Origin of the sequence: Orrella daihaiensis (genome assembly GCF_022811525.1) — a bacterium.
GTDB classification, from domain to species: Bacteria; Pseudomonadota; Gammaproteobacteria; order Burkholderiales; family Burkholderiaceae_B; genus Algicoccus; species Algicoccus daihaiensis.
Genome location: NZ_CP063982.1, coordinates 1,920,329 through 1,936,417 on the forward strand (window position 1 = coordinate 1,920,329; position 16,089 = coordinate 1,936,417).

General features: G+C 52.3%; 11 protein-coding genes. 2 read left to right on the top strand and 9 right to left on the bottom strand.

Going from position 1 to position 16,089, the window contains the following annotated elements; genetic code table 11:
* The first annotated feature begins 17 nt into the window (after positions 1-17).
* A complete protein-coding gene (locus tag DHf2319_RS08945) occupies positions 18-863 on the top strand; it encodes an outer membrane protein assembly factor BamD (RefSeq protein WP_369810174.1) in 846 nt (281 codons plus the stop codon).
* Positions 864-909: 46 nt separating this feature from the next.
* On the opposite strand, the gene yoaA is transcribed toward DHf2319_RS08945, so the two are convergent.
* The 6 genes from yoaA to DHf2319_RS08975 all read right to left on the bottom strand — a co-directional run bounded on the left by yoaA (position 910) and on the right by DHf2319_RS08975 (position 11,001).
* On the bottom strand, positions 910-2,871 hold the full coding sequence (yoaA, locus tag DHf2319_RS08950; RefSeq protein WP_243477872.1) for a DNA repair helicase YoaA: 1,962 nt from the start codon (positions 2,869-2,871) through the stop codon (positions 910-912).
* A complete protein-coding gene (locus DHf2319_RS08955) occupies positions 2,868-4,220 on the bottom strand; it encodes a tryptophan--tRNA ligase (RefSeq protein ID WP_243477873.1) in 1,353 nt (450 codons plus the stop codon). Before DHf2319_RS08955 ends, yoaA begins: the two co-directional genes overlap by 4 nt.
* A gap of 14 nt (positions 4,221-4,234) precedes the next feature.
* Positions 4,235-5,326, bottom strand: a complete 1,092-nt coding sequence (gene zapE, locus DHf2319_RS08960) for a cell division protein ZapE (protein WP_243477874.1) — start codon at positions 5,324-5,326, stop codon at positions 4,235-4,237.
* 76 nt (positions 5,327-5,402) lie between these two features.
* Positions 5,403-6,830, bottom strand: coding sequence for a dihydrolipoyl dehydrogenase (lpdA, locus tag DHf2319_RS08965; RefSeq protein ID WP_243477875.1), 1,428 nt, complete (start codon positions 6,828-6,830; stop codon positions 5,403-5,405).
* Positions 6,831-6,841: 11 nt separating this feature from the next.
* Positions 6,842-8,068, bottom strand: a complete 1,227-nt coding sequence (gene odhB, locus DHf2319_RS08970) for a 2-oxoglutarate dehydrogenase complex dihydrolipoyllysine-residue succinyltransferase (RefSeq protein ID WP_243477876.1) — start codon at positions 8,066-8,068, stop codon at positions 6,842-6,844.
* 65 nt (positions 8,069-8,133) lie between these two features.
* Positions 8,134-11,001, bottom strand: a complete 2,868-nt coding sequence (locus DHf2319_RS08975; protein ID WP_243477877.1) for a 2-oxoglutarate dehydrogenase E1 component — start codon at positions 10,999-11,001, stop codon at positions 8,134-8,136.
* Positions 11,002-11,349: 348 nt separating this feature from the next.
* Between DHf2319_RS08975 and DHf2319_RS08980 the strand changes: the two genes are divergently transcribed.
* A complete protein-coding gene (locus DHf2319_RS08980; protein WP_243477878.1) occupies positions 11,350-13,632 on the top strand; it encodes an NADP-dependent malic enzyme in 2,283 nt (760 codons plus the stop codon).
* 119 nt (positions 13,633-13,751) lie between these two features.
* Here the strand turns inward: DHf2319_RS08980 and DHf2319_RS08985 are convergent, their stop codons facing one another.
* Genes DHf2319_RS08985 through DHf2319_RS08995 form a run of 3 tightly spaced genes read right to left on the bottom strand, consistent with a single transcriptional unit; the run spans position 13,752 to position 16,074 of the window.
* The gene (locus tag DHf2319_RS08985; protein WP_243477879.1) at positions 13,752-15,053 is read right to left on the bottom strand and encodes a citrate synthase; all 1,302 of its coding nucleotides are present in this window, start codon (positions 15,051-15,053) and stop codon (positions 13,752-13,754) included.
* A 27-nt stretch (positions 15,054-15,080) separates the two neighbouring features.
* On the bottom strand, positions 15,081-15,341 hold the full coding sequence (locus tag DHf2319_RS08990) for an FAD assembly factor SdhE (protein WP_243477880.1): 261 nt from the start codon (positions 15,339-15,341) through the stop codon (positions 15,081-15,083).
* 16 nt (positions 15,342-15,357) lie between these two features.
* Positions 15,358-16,074 (bottom strand): succinate dehydrogenase iron-sulfur subunit, encoded by a 717-nt coding sequence (locus tag DHf2319_RS08995; protein WP_243477881.1) that lies wholly within the window; start codon positions 16,072-16,074, stop codon positions 15,358-15,360.
* Between the last annotated feature and the right edge of the window lie 15 nt (positions 16,075-16,089).

Sequence of the window (16,089 nt, forward strand, 5' to 3'; positions counted from 1 at the left end):
ACGCGTGCGTGGACTCCATGACTGACCGCATTCCCCGATCGATATTTTTCAGTAAAAACGCCTTGCTTGGCATGCTACTGCTCATTATGTTTCTGGCTCTCTCCGGATGCTCGTCCTTTGGTGAGGACGAGTATGACGAGACAGCTGGTTGGTCGGTTGAACGCCTCTATCAGGATGGCAAGGAGGAGATGAATGCCGGCAATTGGACCGTAGCGGCCGAGCGCTTTACCGCGGTTGAAGCCCGTTATCCATTCGGCCCGTTTGCCCAGCAGTCACTGATCAATCTGGCTTATGTGCAGTGGAAGCAGTCTGAGCCTGAAATGGCGCTGGCAACCATTTCGCGCTTTCAGCGTCAATACCCCAATCACCCGGGAAGTGACTACATGCTGTTTCTTCGAGGTTTGATCCTGTTCACGCCGCCAAGCTCCCGTTTGGCATTCCTGAGTCAGCAAGACCCTGCTGAGCGAGACCCTCGTGCGCTACGGGAGTCCTACGCGGCATTCGAAGAGCTCATTACCCGTTTCCCGCAGAGCCGTTATGCCGAGGATGCCAGACAACGGATGAACTGGCTGGTTAACACCATGGCTGAGCATCAGGTACACGCAGCACGTTTTTATTACGAGCGCCAAGGTTACGTCGCCGCGATTAATCGAGCGCAATCGGTGCTGACTGACTATGAAGGCGTGCCAGCCACCGAAGAGGCGCTCTACATCATCATGATGTCGTACCAAAAGTTGGATATGCCCGATATGTCTAAGGATGCTGAACGAGTGTTACTCGCCAACTTCCCGAACACCCAGTTAATCGCAAAAGGCCTTCCAAAACCCACCTACAGCTGGTGGAATCCACTAGGATACTTTTAGGATATAACTCGATAACGACTGCTCGGCACAGCTGTTAGGTATTGGGTCAAGCGGGCTGCTTTTGATGGATGAAGGCCAAAGCCTCCTCTTGCTCCCGGGTTCGTTTAAAAGGCGGGAGGCCTTGCCACAGCGATCTACCATAGGGTTTGTCAACTAAACGTGTATCGCCCACCACCAAGACACCCCAATCGCGCTCACTACGAATAAGACGACCTGCTCCCTGCTTGAGCGCGATCGCAGCCTCTGGTACCTGAAGCAACATAAATGGGTTGCCGCCCTCATCGCGGCACGCCTGCAATCTGGCCTCCAATATCGGATCATCCGGGGGGGCAAATGGTAGCTTGTCAATCGCGACCAGGCTCAGGCGCTGGCCAACGACATCCACGCCCTCCCAAAAACTGGCACTCCCAATAAGCACCGCGTTTGACTGTTCTCTAAATGCTTCTAGTAAAGTGCGTCTTGGCTGCAGTCCTTGTTGCAAGATCGGCCAGTTGATTGATTGCTCTTCATACAGCTCACGTAGTGCATCAGCAATATTCTCGACCGCACGCAAGGTAGTGCATAGGATCATCGCGTTACCTTGACAGGCATGAATCAAAGGCCAAAGCCAACGAACAAACTCTCTGATGTACTGAGGGTTTTGTACCGCTGGCAATCCTCTGGGAACGCAGAGCAATGCCTGCTCTTCATAATCAAAGGGTGAGGCCTGACGGTGAGTCTTGGGATCATCAAGTCCTAGACGCTGCACAAAATGACTGAAATCACCCTTTACCGACAACGTCGCAGACACAAACACCCACGTCTGCCCTGCTTGACGCTCAGCACTAAAAGCTGCTGCGATCGATAACGGTGCCATGTTCAAACGCACCCCACCCGCAGTCGTCTCAAGCCAATAAACGCGCTCCGAGTCAAGTCGATCAGATTGACACGCCTGAATCCAATCGGCTAGCCGCTCTGATAGGCTTTCGGCCGTTCTAGCTAAGGCAGCCAAATCCAGATGGCGTTCAGCATTGGAGTCCAGAGCTTGTTGCAGCAAAGTTAATGCATCAGCAACCTGACGCATCAGGTCCAAGGCCTCTTGCTGTTCGATGAGATCCTGAGGGACGGCACGCCGATTCGCGCGCTGCTGCACCCAATCGAGACCAAGTCGCCAGTCTTTGACAAGCTGCGCCAAGCCGCTGGCCAACTCACTCCAACGCACCACCTCGCGCGCATGGGCAAGGCCCACAGCCTCAGACTGCTTGGCCAGATCGAGCAACTGGGCAGTAGATAGCATTTGACCTAAAAAACGTGTGGCTACCGCCGGCAGTTGATGTGCCTCGTCAAATACCACCACGTCAGCCTGCGGCAAAAGGTCTGAAATCCCCTGTTCGCGTAGCGCCGCATCCGCCATATAAAGTGCATGATTGATTACCACCAAGTCAGCCTCCTGCGCTTGCCGACGGGCTTTATACACAAAGCACTCATGTACATTCGGACAGTCTTGCGCCAGACAGTTCTCGCGCGTGGAAGTAACACGATTCCAGATATCGGCATCTTCTGGCACAGATGCCAATTCACTCCTGTCTCCAGTTTTAGAGGTCTGCGCAAACTGTTTGATTTGACGCAACCAAATCACTTCCCCACGTGACACTAAAGCTTGAGGGTCATCCTGCAGACGCTGCAAATAATAATGACAGACATAGTTTGCACGGCCTTTGAGCATGGCAATACCCAGGGGCACTTCAAGCACGTCCCGCACAGTCGGCAAGTCTTTCTGAAACAGCTGATCCTGTAATGTTCTGGTGCCAGTCGAGACCAACACCTTGGCGCCTGACAGCACAGCAGGGACTAGATAAGCCCAAGTCTTACCAATACCTGTTCCAGCCTCTGCCACCAAAACACCGCGCTTATCAATCACGGACTCGATCGCCTGCGCTAACGCCACTTGACCGGTGCGCTCACGGTAATTTGGCAGGTGACGAGCGAATGCGCCCCCGCTGCCAAACACATCAGCCAAAGCGCTCAATCGCCTAATTCCTGCAAGGCTGAGTTGATCTTTTGCATGCGCTGCGTCAGTTCCTGCGACGTTAGTCCAACTTCAGCAATTGCCACGGTTTGTCCCTGCAGCACCAATTGATAGCCATCTGTCTCATGCGCCACCACGCTGATCTCAGATGGATGAGACTTGATTTTGCCGATTAGCATGCCGGCTTCTTTGGGATCGCTCTGCGGCAACGACACGAATAAAGTCTGGCCCGAACTATCAAGCAAGCGAAACCTAAATTGACCGGCCTCGTCTTTGAACTGCACTAGCTTGGGTATCTTGCGTTTGGATTTTCCCTCTTTGCCCGCTGAGCCAAAAGCGCCTTTGCCAAGTCCGACAGCGGCACGCAACTGCTCCATAAACGGTGTGGCGATCGCACGTGCTTTATTCGCACCAGCAAGCAAAATATCCTCAATATCATCGGGCTTAGCCATCAGCATCTCGTACTGATCACGCATAGGTGCTATCTGCGACTCGATTACCTGAATCAATTGAGTTTTAGCTTCACCCCACCCAAGCCCATCTTGCAACGCCTTGATATAGTCCTGTGTTTGCGATGGGGTAGCAAATGCCTGATAGATCGGCAGAAGATTGGAAGTGAATGGATCCTTCGGTTGCCCCGGCTCAAGCGAGTCAGTCACAATACGTGCCACGGCACCCTTGATCGCTTTGGCCCCCCCCTCAAACAGTGGGATGGTGTTGTTATAACTTTTAGACATTTTGCGGCCATCAAGGCCTGTTAGTGTCGCCACCTCATCATCGACCACAGCCTCTGGCAGGACAAACCAGGGTCGGCCCTCTCCATACAAGTGGTTAAAGCGCGCAGCAATGTCTCGGGCCATCTCCAAGTGCTGCACTTGATCGCGACCAACTGGCACCTTGTGCGCGTTAAACATGAGGATGTCAGCAGCCATCAGAATAGGATAAGAGAATAATCCCATCGTCACGCCATCGTCTTCCTCTTCACCTTTGTCACGATTGGCATCAACCGCAGCCTTATATGCATGAGCCCGATTCATGAGACCCTTGCCCGTGACACAAGTCAGCATCCAGGACAACTCGGGAATCTCTGGGATATCCGACTGACGATAAAAATGCGTGTGCTCAGGGTCAAGGCCAGCCGCTAGCCAGGTAGCAGCAATTTCTAACCGAGAGCGAGCAATCCGCGCAGGATCCTCACATTTGATAAGCGCGTGATAGTCAGCCAGAAAAAAGAACGCGTCTACCGTCGGATCCTCAGCCGATCGAACTGCCGGCCGAATAGCGCCGACGTAGTTTCCTAAATGAGGTGTACCAGTGGTTGTAATGCCAGTAAGGACTCTGGTGTTCATATGATTTACTAAAACTATAGAGTGACTGTTACTCGGCGCTCGGACTCAAGGTACTCGCGTGACTGCATTTCAAGAATACGTGAGACCGTACGATGAAACTCATTGGCCATCGGACCGACAGTGTAAAGCTGCTCAGGCTCGCAGGCAGCTGACATGATCAATTTAACCCTATGGTCATAGAAGACATCAATCAACCAGGTGAAGCGCCTGGCCTCCGAAGCTTGGCGAGGACCCATTTGAGGCACACCCGACAGAATCACAGCATGAAACCGGTTTGCAAGCTCAAGATAATCATTCTGTGAACGAGGCCCACCACATAATGTTGAGAAGTCAAACCACACCACACTGCCTGAGCGGGCAATGGCACGGATTTCTCGATGCTCTATCAACAGCACTGGCTCCTGCGGTGACGTATCAGCCAAAGCGTTAAAGGCTGCCTCAAGTGCCTGATGCGAATTATCATCTAGCGGTGTGTAATAACTCTGGACTTGCTCCAGTGTCCGCCTGCGGTAATCCACACCCGCATCCACGTTCAACACATCCATACGATCATAAATGAGCTCAATTGCCGGCAAGATCCGGTCGCGATGCAGACCATCTGGATAGAGCGTTTTAGGCTCATAGTTTGAAGTCATCACAAACGATGTGCCACGCTCGAACAGCCCCAGCAAGAGCTTGTATAGAATCATTGCATCAGCTACGTCCGATACATGAAACTCATCAAAACAAATTAGTCGATAGCGCTTAGCGATCCGTTTGGCAACTTCATCAAGTGGATCTTGTTGACCTTTGACTTCTTCGAGTTCACGGTGCACTGCACGCATGAACTCATGAAAATGCAACCTCGTCTTACGAACGACAGGCACAGTGGCGTAAAAAGCATCCATCAGGAAACTCTTGCCTCGCCCAACCCCTCCCCAGAGATAAACTCCTCGGGGGATCTGCGGGCGCACGATCATTTTTTTTAGTGCGTTGGAGCGCTTGGCTCTAAACGCCACCCAATCATCATAGAACCTCTGCAGCCGTTCAATGGCGAGCGCTTGGGCCTGATCAGCCTGATAACCGCGCTCCGATAGCGCTTGTTCGAAATAGTCAGTAACGTTCATACATCACAAACCAAATGGGCACTGACCAGCGGACAGTGCCCAGACACTCATCAACCACTTATCGTCACACGCAAGATTAGAAGTTCAAGGCTCGTTTATCGACCGCCAGAGCAGCTTCTTTCATGGCTTCAGATAATGTCGGGTGCGCATGACAAATACGTGCAATGTCCTCAGCCGCACCACGAAACTCCATAATAGTTACCGCTTCAGCAATCAGCTCAGAGGCAACAGGCCCGATGATATGCACACCAAGCACTTCATCCGTTTGAGCATCGGCCAACACTTTAACCATACCGGTTGTGTCACCTAGCGCCCGAGCACGCCCATTGGCCAAAAATGGGAATGAGCCAGCCTTGTACTTCACGCCATCGGCTTTCAGTTGCTGTTCGGTGCGACCCACCCAGGCAATTTCAGGAGAAGTGTAGATCACCCAAGGAATGGTCTCGAAATTGACATGACCGTGCTGTCCGGCAATCCGCTCAGCGACGGCAACACCCTCCTCTTCAGCCTTATGGGCAAGCATGGGACCACGCACTACGTCACCTACCGCCCAGACGTTAGGCAGATTGGTCTTGCAGTGGTCATCCACCTGAACAAATCCACGCTCGTCGAGTTTTAGACCAACCGTCTCAGCCTGCAGTCCGCCCGTATAAGGCAGACGACCGATTGAAACGATCAACTTGTCAACCACGAGCTTTTGTTCTTTGCCTTCAGAATCGGTCCAAGGCACTGTGATCTGACGCGCTGTTTTGGCGATCTCACCAATTTTGACACCGGTGTGAATTTTCAAGCCCTGCTTATCAAAAACCTTAGCCGCTTCTTTGGCAATCGTTTCATCAACTGCCGCCAAAAACTGTGGCATGGCTTCAAGCACCGTCACTTCAGAACCTAGACGGCGCCAGACGCTGCCCATCTCCAACCCAATAACGCCGGCTCCAATGACACCAAGACGCTTGGGCACAGCATCAATATTCAAAGCGCCATCGTTAGAAAGTATCTGCTTTTCATCAAACGGCAATCCTGGAAGCTCACGCGCAGAGGAACCGGTGGCAATCACCACGTGTTTGGCCACCAGATCAGCGTCAGTGGTGCCGCTGACCTTGATCTGATACATACCGTCAGCTTGACCCGCAAATGAGCCCTTGCCATGAAAAAACTCGACCTTGTTTTTCTTGAACAGATAGAGAATGCCGTCATTATTCTGCTTGACGACTTCATTTTTGCGCCCAAGCATCTTGTCAAGCTTTAAAGACACGCCTTTGACTTCGATACCGTGATCACCAAAATGGTGGTTCACTTGTTCGAAATGCTCTGAAGACTGCAACAAAGCTTTGGAAGGAATACAACCCACGTTGGTGCAAGTGCCACCGGGCGCTGGACCACCTTTACCGTTTTGCCAAGCATCAATACAGGCCACTTTCATACCGAGCTGGGCGGCACGGATAGCAGCAATATAACCACCGGGACCTGCCCCGATGACAACCAAATCGAACTGTTTAGACATTGATCTTCCGTTTAGATATCAAGCAACAAGCGCTGCGGATCCTCAAGAGCTTCCTTCATTGCCACAAGAGACAACACGGCCTCACGACCGTCAATGATGCGGTGATCATAGGAAAGAGCGAGATAATTCATTGGGCGAATCACGATTTGGCCATTCTCAACAACCGCCCGCTCTTTAGTGGCGTGAATGCCGAGGATGGCTGACTGCGGTGGATTAATGATGGGTGTAGAGAGCATCGATCCAAACACGCCGCCGTTGGAAATCGAGAATGTACCGCCTGTCATCTCTTCAATACCCAGTTTGCCATCAGCGGCACGCTTACCGAAATCAGCAATCGTTTTCTCGATGTCGGCAATGGACAACTGGTCTGCATTACGCAGGATCGGCACCACCAGACCACGCGGGCTACCAACAGCAATACCGATATCGAAATAGCCGTGGTAGATGATGTCTTTGCCATCAACGGAGGCATTGACTACTGGATAGCGCTTGAGCGCTGCCACAGCTGCTTTTACGAAGAACGACATGAAACCAAGCTTGACCCCGTGTTCTTTTTCAAACTTGTCCTTGTAACGATTACGCAAGTCAATCACACCCTGCATATTGACTTCGTTAAAAGTGGTCAAGATGGCATTTTCCTGCTGTGACTGCAACAGCCGTTCCGCCACGCGAGCACGCAAGCGACTCATTGGAACGCGCTGCTCGGGACGGCCATCCAGAGACGCAGTCATGGCGGGCGCGGGCGACGCAGATACTGCAGGCTGAGCCGCCATGGCATCAGCTTTTGTCACACGGCCATCACGACCGGACCCTGTCATGCCGTCAGCCGACATGCCTTTTTCTGCGAGTATCTTGTTTGCGGCAGGAGAAGCAACGCCTGTTGCACCGCCCGCAGCTGGCGCTGCAGCAGGTGGCGGCGCCGCCGCGGGTGCTTCAGTGGCAGCAGCGGGTGCTTGAGCGGCAGCGGCGGGCTTGGCTGGAGCAGCGCTGGCCTGCGCGGCCGTGTCGATTTTGGCCAGAAGCTCTCCAGATGTCACCGTGCTGCCATCTGGCTTGACAATCTCAGCCAAGACACCGGATGCTGGCGCCGGCACTTCAAGCACCACTTTGTCAGTCTCAACTTCAATCAAAATTTCATCGGCTGATACTGCTTCACCGGGTTGTTTTTTCCAGGTCAGCAGGGTCGCTTCCGAGACTGACTCTGACAGTTGGGGTACCACTACCTCTGATATAGACATGTCTGATTTCCGTAAATATCAATTCAAAAATAAAGCTGTATCGTCACTTGTAAAAAACAACCCGACTACTTGGTCAACACAAACGACTTGATTCGGCCAAAGGCTTGTTCAATCAATGCTTTCTGTTGCTCAACGTGCTTAGCCATGTAGCCCACCGCTGGCGATGCTGAAGCCGGACGACCTGCATACGCAAGCTTTTGGCCTTTGGTGAGATTCTCATACAAATGATGCTCCACATAGAACCAAGGACCTTGGTTTTGAGGCTCATCCTGCACCCAAACCACTTCGGTAGCTTTACTGTATTTGCGCAGTTCGGCATCGAAAGTCTTGTGCGCAAACGGGTAAAGTTGCTCAACACGCAAAATGGCCACGTTGTTTACATCGCGCTCCGCACGTGCATTCACAAGGTCGTAATACACCTTGCCTGAACAGACCAAGACACGCTTGACGTTCGCTGGATCGATCGATTCGTTGACTTCGCCAATAACCGGCTTAAAGCGCGACGATGCCAAGTCCTTCAGTGGCGAACCAGCATCCTTATTGCGCAATAGCGACTTCGGTGTCAAGATCACTAGCGGCTTGCGGAATTGCCGGATCATTTGACGTCGCAACAAATGAAAGATCTGCGCGGCATTGGTTGGCTGAACGACTTGAATATTGTTGTCTGCACAAAGCTGCAAGAACCGCTCAATGCGGGCCGATGAATGCTCTGGACCCTGACCTTCGTATCCATGCGGCAACATCAAAGTCAGACCAGACTGCCGCCCCCATTTGGCCTCACCCGAGACGATGAACTGATCGATGACGACTTGGGCACCGTTGACGAAATCACCAAACTGAGCTTCCCAGATGGTCAGCGTATTCGGATCGGCACATGAATAACCGTATTCAAACCCAAGGACTGCCTCTTCAGACAAAACCGAATCGATAACGGTAAAGGGAGCCTGCCCTTCAACCACGTTTTGTAATGGGATATAGGTTCCGTCGTTCCAGCGGGCTCGTCCCTGATCGTGCAAGACCGCATGACGGTGCGTAAATGTACCCCGCCCTGAGTCTTGACCAGTAATACGAACAGCGTAGCCCGAAGCAACTAGTGTCGCAAACGCCAAATGCTCGCCCATTCCCCAATCGAGATTGAGGTCGCCAGCGGCCATTGCACGTCGGTCGTTGAGCAACTTGTTTACCAAGGGGTGCGGGGTAAAACCATCAGGGACCGTGGTGATGCGTTCGCCGATTCGTTTAAGTTCTGCTATTGGCACACCGGTATCGGCCTGATCTGTCCACTTCGCGCCAAGATAAGGCGTCCAATCGATTGCATACTTGCTCTTGTAGTCGGTCAGGACTGGCTCGATTGTTCGACGACCATCTTCCATGTATTGACGATAGGCCTTCACCATCTCGTCGCCCTCGCCCTCAGCCAAAACGCCTTGGGTCGTGAGCTTATCGGCGTAAAGTTTGCGTGTGCCCGGATGCTGCCCAATGCGCTTGTACATTAGCGGTTGAGTCAAGGACGGCGTGTCCTGCTCGTTGTGACCAAGCTTGCGGAAACACACAATGTCTACCACGACGTCGCGGCCGAACGTCATGCGGTAGTCCATCGCCAAGCGAGTGGCAAACACTACCGCCTCCGGATCATCGCCATTGACGTGAAACACTGGAGCCTCGATCATCTTGACCACATCAGTGCAGTAGATGGTTGAGCCCTTGTCACGAGGATCCGACGTCGTAAATCCGATTTGATTATTGATCACCAGATGTACAGTACCGCCCGTGCCATAGCCACGGGTCATCGCCAAGTTCAGGGTTTCCATCACAACACCCTGACCGGCAAACGCCGCATCGCCGTGCACCAATACGCCAAGGACCTGCTTGCCCTGCTCGTCACCTCGGCGCTCCTGACGGGCGCGCACGCTACCCTCAACCACGGGGTTTACGATTTCCAGATGCGATGGATTGAATGCCAATGACAAGTGCACTGGGCCACCACGGGTTGACAGGTCACTCGAGAAACCATTGTGATACTTCACATCACCATCGGTGAGCCCGTCGGCGTGTTTGCCCTCGAACTCAGCAAACAAGTCGCCTGGCATTTTGCCCATGATATTGACCAGCACATTCAAGCGACCGCGGTGTGCCATGCCCACCACAATTTCTTGGATGCCACATTCACCAGCATGATTCACGAGTTCATCCATGGATGCGATGAAACTCTCACCACCTTCCAATGAGAATCGCTTTTGACCAACGTACTTGGTGTGCAAGAAGCGTTCCAAACCCTCGGCTTCAGTTAACTGCTGCAACACATTACGCTTGACTTCGTTGGGCAACACCGGTGCGCTGCGTGTGGACTCCAGACGCTCTTGAATCCAGCGCTTAACCACCGGGTCTGAGCAATGCATGAATTCAGCACCAATTGAACGACAGTAGGTGTCTTTAAGCGCGTGGATGATCTGGCGCAACGTCATCGTGCTGTCGGACGTGAAGTACGTGTTGGTCGCAGAAAATTCCTGGTCCATGTCCAGATCAGTGAGCCCGTAAAAGGCAGGGTCGAGCTCTGGAATGTCGTCGCGATCGTGAAGCTTTAGTGGATCAAGATCAGCCCAGCGCGAACCCAGTGAACGATAGGCCGCAATCAGAGACTGAACATGCAGCTGTTTCGAGGCAACGGTCAGATCTAATTTTTGCGCGCCCATGGACGACGAGCCCTGACGGGCTCGTTGTGCAAATGTCTCAACAATAGGTGCATGTGGCAAATCACGCGTCTGCATCTGACCATCTGTGGCAGGCAGATTTTGCAACTGGTCGAAATACGCTCGCCAGTTTTCAGGGACTGCGCTTGGGTTGTTTAAGTAGGATTCGTAGAGTTCTTCTACGTACGGCGCATTACCGCCAAAGAGGTATGAGTTTTGAAATGATTCAACGTGCGAGGACATGGACGCTTCACCTAACCGGGTGCTTCACCCGAAAACGATGCAGGGAACCTTCCGCTTACTCGGCCTAACCGATTTGCGGATAGCAGGGCGAAAGGCAGCTTTATAGCCTTGACAGCCATGTGGATAAGTGTACCGCAAGGACCTTGATTGAGCGCATAGACATTGGATATTTTTTAAAAAAAGAGAAGAATTCGATGCTGCGCTGCGACATCGAAAGTCTCGAACTGCCGCCCAAAAGATCCTCTCAAAACGGTAAGCTTGAACCAAAGAGCTGGTCTTGTCAGCTTCAATTAAGAACAGGGCTGCTGACCGGACACCGTTTCATCACATCGAAAAAAAGAGCAAACCATGAATCACGATTTGACGCAGTTAGCCCTCGACTACCACGCTCAGCCTCGGCCCGGAAAGATTTCCGTCACACCGACCAAACCGCTGTCAAATCAGTTCGACCTCTCTCTGGCCTACTCGCCAGGCGTGGCAGCCGCATGCATGGCCATTCACAGCGAGGGCGATGACGCCGCGGCTAAATACACCTCTCGCGCCAACCTAGTGGGTGTGATCAGTAACGGCACCGCCGTGTTGGGTTTAGGCAACATTGGCGCTCTCGCCTCAAAACCCGTGATGGAAGGCAAAGGGTGTCTATTCAAGAAATTTGCCAATATCGATGTATTTGATATTGAGCTCAACGAAACCGATCCAGATAAGCTCGTTGATATCATTGCTGCACTCGAACCGACGCTAGGCGGCATCAACCTCGAGGACATCAAAGCGCCCGAGTGCTTTTACATAGAGCAACGACTGCGCGAGCGTCTAAAAATCCCGGTCTTTCATGATGACCAGCACGGCACGGCCATCATCTCATCAGCAGCCATCATGAACGGTCTTGAGCTAGTGGGTAAACCGATTGGGTCGGTCAAAATGGTGTGCTCGGGCGCCGGCGCTGCAGCCATCGCTTGCCTGGATCTACTGGTGCACCTGGGCATGAAAAAAGAAAACATCGTTGTCTGCGATTCACGTGGCGTGATTTGGCAAGGCCGCGAACAGAACATGGAAGCCAACAAAGCACGTTACGCGCGACAAACGGAAATGCGTACATTGGCAGATGCCTGCAAAGATGCTGACGTGTTTTTGGGTTGCTCCACCAAGGATGTGCTCACAGCTGACATGGTTAAAAGCATGGGCACACAGCCCCTTATCCTGGCCCTAGCCAACCCTGATCCTGAGATACGCCCCGAGCTCGCAAAAGAAGCTCGACCAGATTGCATCATCGCAACAGGACGCTCTGATTTTCCGAATCAGGTGAACAATGTACTTTGCTTCCCGTTCATCTTCAGAGGCGCCTTGGATTGCGGCGCAACGCGCATCACTGAAGAAATGAAACTCGCGTGCGTGAAAGCGATCGCTGAGTTAGCACAAGCTGAACAAACGGATGAAGTAGCACAGGCCTACCAAGGACAAGACCTGAGCTTTGGCCCCGAGTACATTATCCCCAAACCCTTTGACCCCCGGCTGATCGTCACGATTGCGCCCGCAGTGGCCGAGGCCGCCGCTCGCTCTGGCGTAGCCTTGCGGCCCATCGAGGACATCGACGCCTATAAACAAAAACTACAGTCTCAGGTTTACCACTCTGGGCAAATCATGCGCCCAGTATTCCATCAAGCCCGGCAGGATCCAAAACGCGTCTTATTTGCCGACGGCGAAGACGAGCGGGTGCTGCGCGCGGCTCAAACTTCAATTGACGAAAAAATCGCACGCCCAATTCTGATCGGCCGCCCTGCTGTCATAGAGATGCGTATTCAAAAAATGGCCCTTCGAATGAAAGCTGGCGATACGTTTGACATCATCAATCCCGAGGATGATGATCGATTTCACGAAAGTTGGAATGCCTACTACAAGCTACGCGCCCGGCACGGGGTTACTCCAACCATTGCCAAGGCGATGATCCGAAAACACAACACGCTCATTGGCGTCATGCTGATGCAACGCGGAGACGCAGATGCCATGATTTGCGGCATTGGCAGTCGCTTTGACAATCAGCTTAAATATATTGATGAGGTGATCGGACTAAAGCCTGGCGTGCAAACCTACGCAGCCATGAACGTGCTGATGCTGCCAGAGCAAACACTGTTTATTTGCGACACCCATGTCAACGAGGATCCAACCGCACAGCAAATTGCTGATATGACGATACAGGCAGCCGCTGAGGTCCAGAGGTTTGGGATCGAACCCAAAGTGGCTTTAATCTCACACTCCAACTTCGGAAGCCGCACAAGTGCCTCGGCACGCAAGATGGCCGAGGCTCGTCAAATCCTGCTCCAACGGGCTCCCGAGTTAAACGTAGATGGAGAAATGCAGGCCGATTCCGCACTGTCCGAGTCGATACTGAAGTCCAATTTCCCTGACTCGACCCTAAGCGGCCCTGCCAACCTTTTGATCATGCCCAATATCGACACAGGTAACGTGACATATAACCTGCTAAAGATGACAGGCAGCAATGGTGTAGCAATTGGCCCCATACTTCTAGGTGCTGCGAGACCAGTCCACATCCTGACCAATAGCTCCACAGTTCGTCGCATTATCAACATGACTGCACTAGCTGTGGTTAACGCGCAGATGGAGTCGCGCACTTAAGTGGGCGCCCTGAACTTCGGACGTCAATTCGATCCGCACAAAACAAACGCCGCGCGAAGCGGCGTTTGTTTTGTTGTCGGCTAGGTTGCTTCAATAAAAGCAAATCTAGCGACTATTAATTACGCTTTCTTGTACTCACGTGAGTTGTAGCCGGTGAACAACTGACGCGGGCGTCCAATTTTGTACTCTGGATCAGACAGCATTTCGTTCCATTGTGCGATCCAACCAACTGTTCGTGCCAAAGCAAATATTGCCGTAAATAAAGCGGTTGGGATGCCGATGGCACGCTGCACAATACCCGAGTAGAAGTCTACGTTCGGATAAAGCTTGCGATCTACAAAGTACTGATCCTCAAGGGCGATACGCTCAAGTTCCATTGCAAGCTTGAATAACGGATCCTTTTCTAGACCAAGAGCACCCAGAACTTCCTTGCAAGTTTGTTGCATCAATTTGGCTCGTGGGTCATAGTTTTTGTAGACACGATGACCAAAGCCCATCAAGCGCACGCCTGAGTTCTTGTCCTTGACCTTCTCCATGAACTCACCAACCTTTTCGACGCCACCGTTTGCTTGCAAATGTTCGAGCATATTCAAGCAAGCTTCATTAGCACCACCGTGAGCGGGACCCCAAAGACACGCCACGCCAGCAGCGATAGCAGCAAACGGGTTGGTACCAGAAGAACCGCACAAACGCACGGTTGAAGTTGAGGCATTTTGTTCGTGATCAGCATGCAGGATAAAAATACGGTCCAACGCACGTTCTACTACATCGTTAACCACATAAGGCTCGCACGGTGTGGCAAACATCATGCGCAAGAAATTGCCCGTGTAACTCAAATCATTCTGCGGGTAGATATAGGGCTGACCAACCGTATATTTGTAGGCCATCGCCACTAGCGTAGGCATTTTGGCGATCAGACGAATAGCAGAAATATGCCGATGGCGCTCGTTGGTGATGTCAGTGGAGTCATGGTAGAACGCTGACATACCTCCAACTAACCCAGTCAACACAGCCATGGGGTGAGCGTCGCGACGGAAGCCACGCATAAAGAACTGCATCTGTTCATTGACCATGGTGTGCAACGTCACCTGCCGATCAAAGTCGGCTTTTTGCTCTGGCGTTGGCAACTCACCGTTTAGGATCAGGTAGCAGACTTCCATGAAGTCGCAATTCACCGCCAACTGCTCAATGGGATAACCTCGATAGAGCAACTCACCCTTGTCGCCGTCAATGTACGTAATCGAAGACTGGCAAGATGCGGTAGACATGAAGCCTGGGTCATAGGTGAACATCCCTGTTTCACCGTACAACTTACGGATATCGATAACGTCAGGGCCTACCGAGCCTTGGTAGACCGGCAAATCCACCGAGGGCGCACCATTTGAGAACGACAGCGTCGCCTTGTTGTCAGAAAGTTTCATTCAATATTTCCTCGTTTCACACGAGGTTCACGCTGCACGAAGCCTAATCAGCACATCGCGAACCTCTGAGCAGTCAAGCGAGCCCTCAGGCTCCTTGCGCGACAGTAGTATGTCCAGCAGGTCGTTATCACCCAATGCAAGCAATTTTGCTAGCCCATCGATATCCTCATTCGACAGGTTAGCTTCGTTGGCATCCAGAAAACGCGTAATGATAAGGTCGTTTTCTAAAAGCCCCCGGCGTGCGCGCCAGCGCAACCGGGTTCGCTCGAGATCAGTTAATTCACCCATTGTTCGTCAGACTCAACTATACCGTGCGGCGTACAAGCATTTCCTTGATCTTGCCAATCGCCTTGGTAGGGTTCAAACCCTTGGGACAGACATCCACACAGTTCATAATGGTGTGACAACGGAAGAGTCGATACGGATCCTCAAGGTTGTCAAGCCGCTCGGCAGTAGCTTGATCACGACTATCGGCAATGAACCGATAAGCCTGCAACAAACCTGCTGGCCCCACGAACTTATCTGGATTCCACCAAAATGATGGGCACGATGTCGAACAACAGGCGCACAAAATGCACTCGTATAAACCATTGAGCTCCTCACGAGCTTCAGGCGACTGCAAGCGCTCCTTCTCAGGCGGCGGTGTGTCGTTGATCAGGTAGGGCTTGATCGAGTGATACTGGTTAAAGAAGTGCGTCATATCAACGATCAGGTCGCGAATCACCGGCAGGCCTGGCAAGGGGCGCAAGACGATAGGCTCTTTGAGTTCGCGCAGATTGGTCGTGCAGGCCAGCCCATTCTTGCCATTGATGTTCATGGCGTCTGAGCCACAAACACCCTCTCGACATGAACGACGTAATGCCAAACTGTCATCTACGTCACTCTTGATGCGAATCAGCGCATCGAGCAACATCTTGTCGGTTGGCTGCAGCTCAACTTCTAGCTTTTGCATATAAGGACGATCGTCTTTGTCCGGATCGTAACGATAGATTTCGAATTTCACGATGCGTTTTGTGCTCATGATGTCATCCCTGAT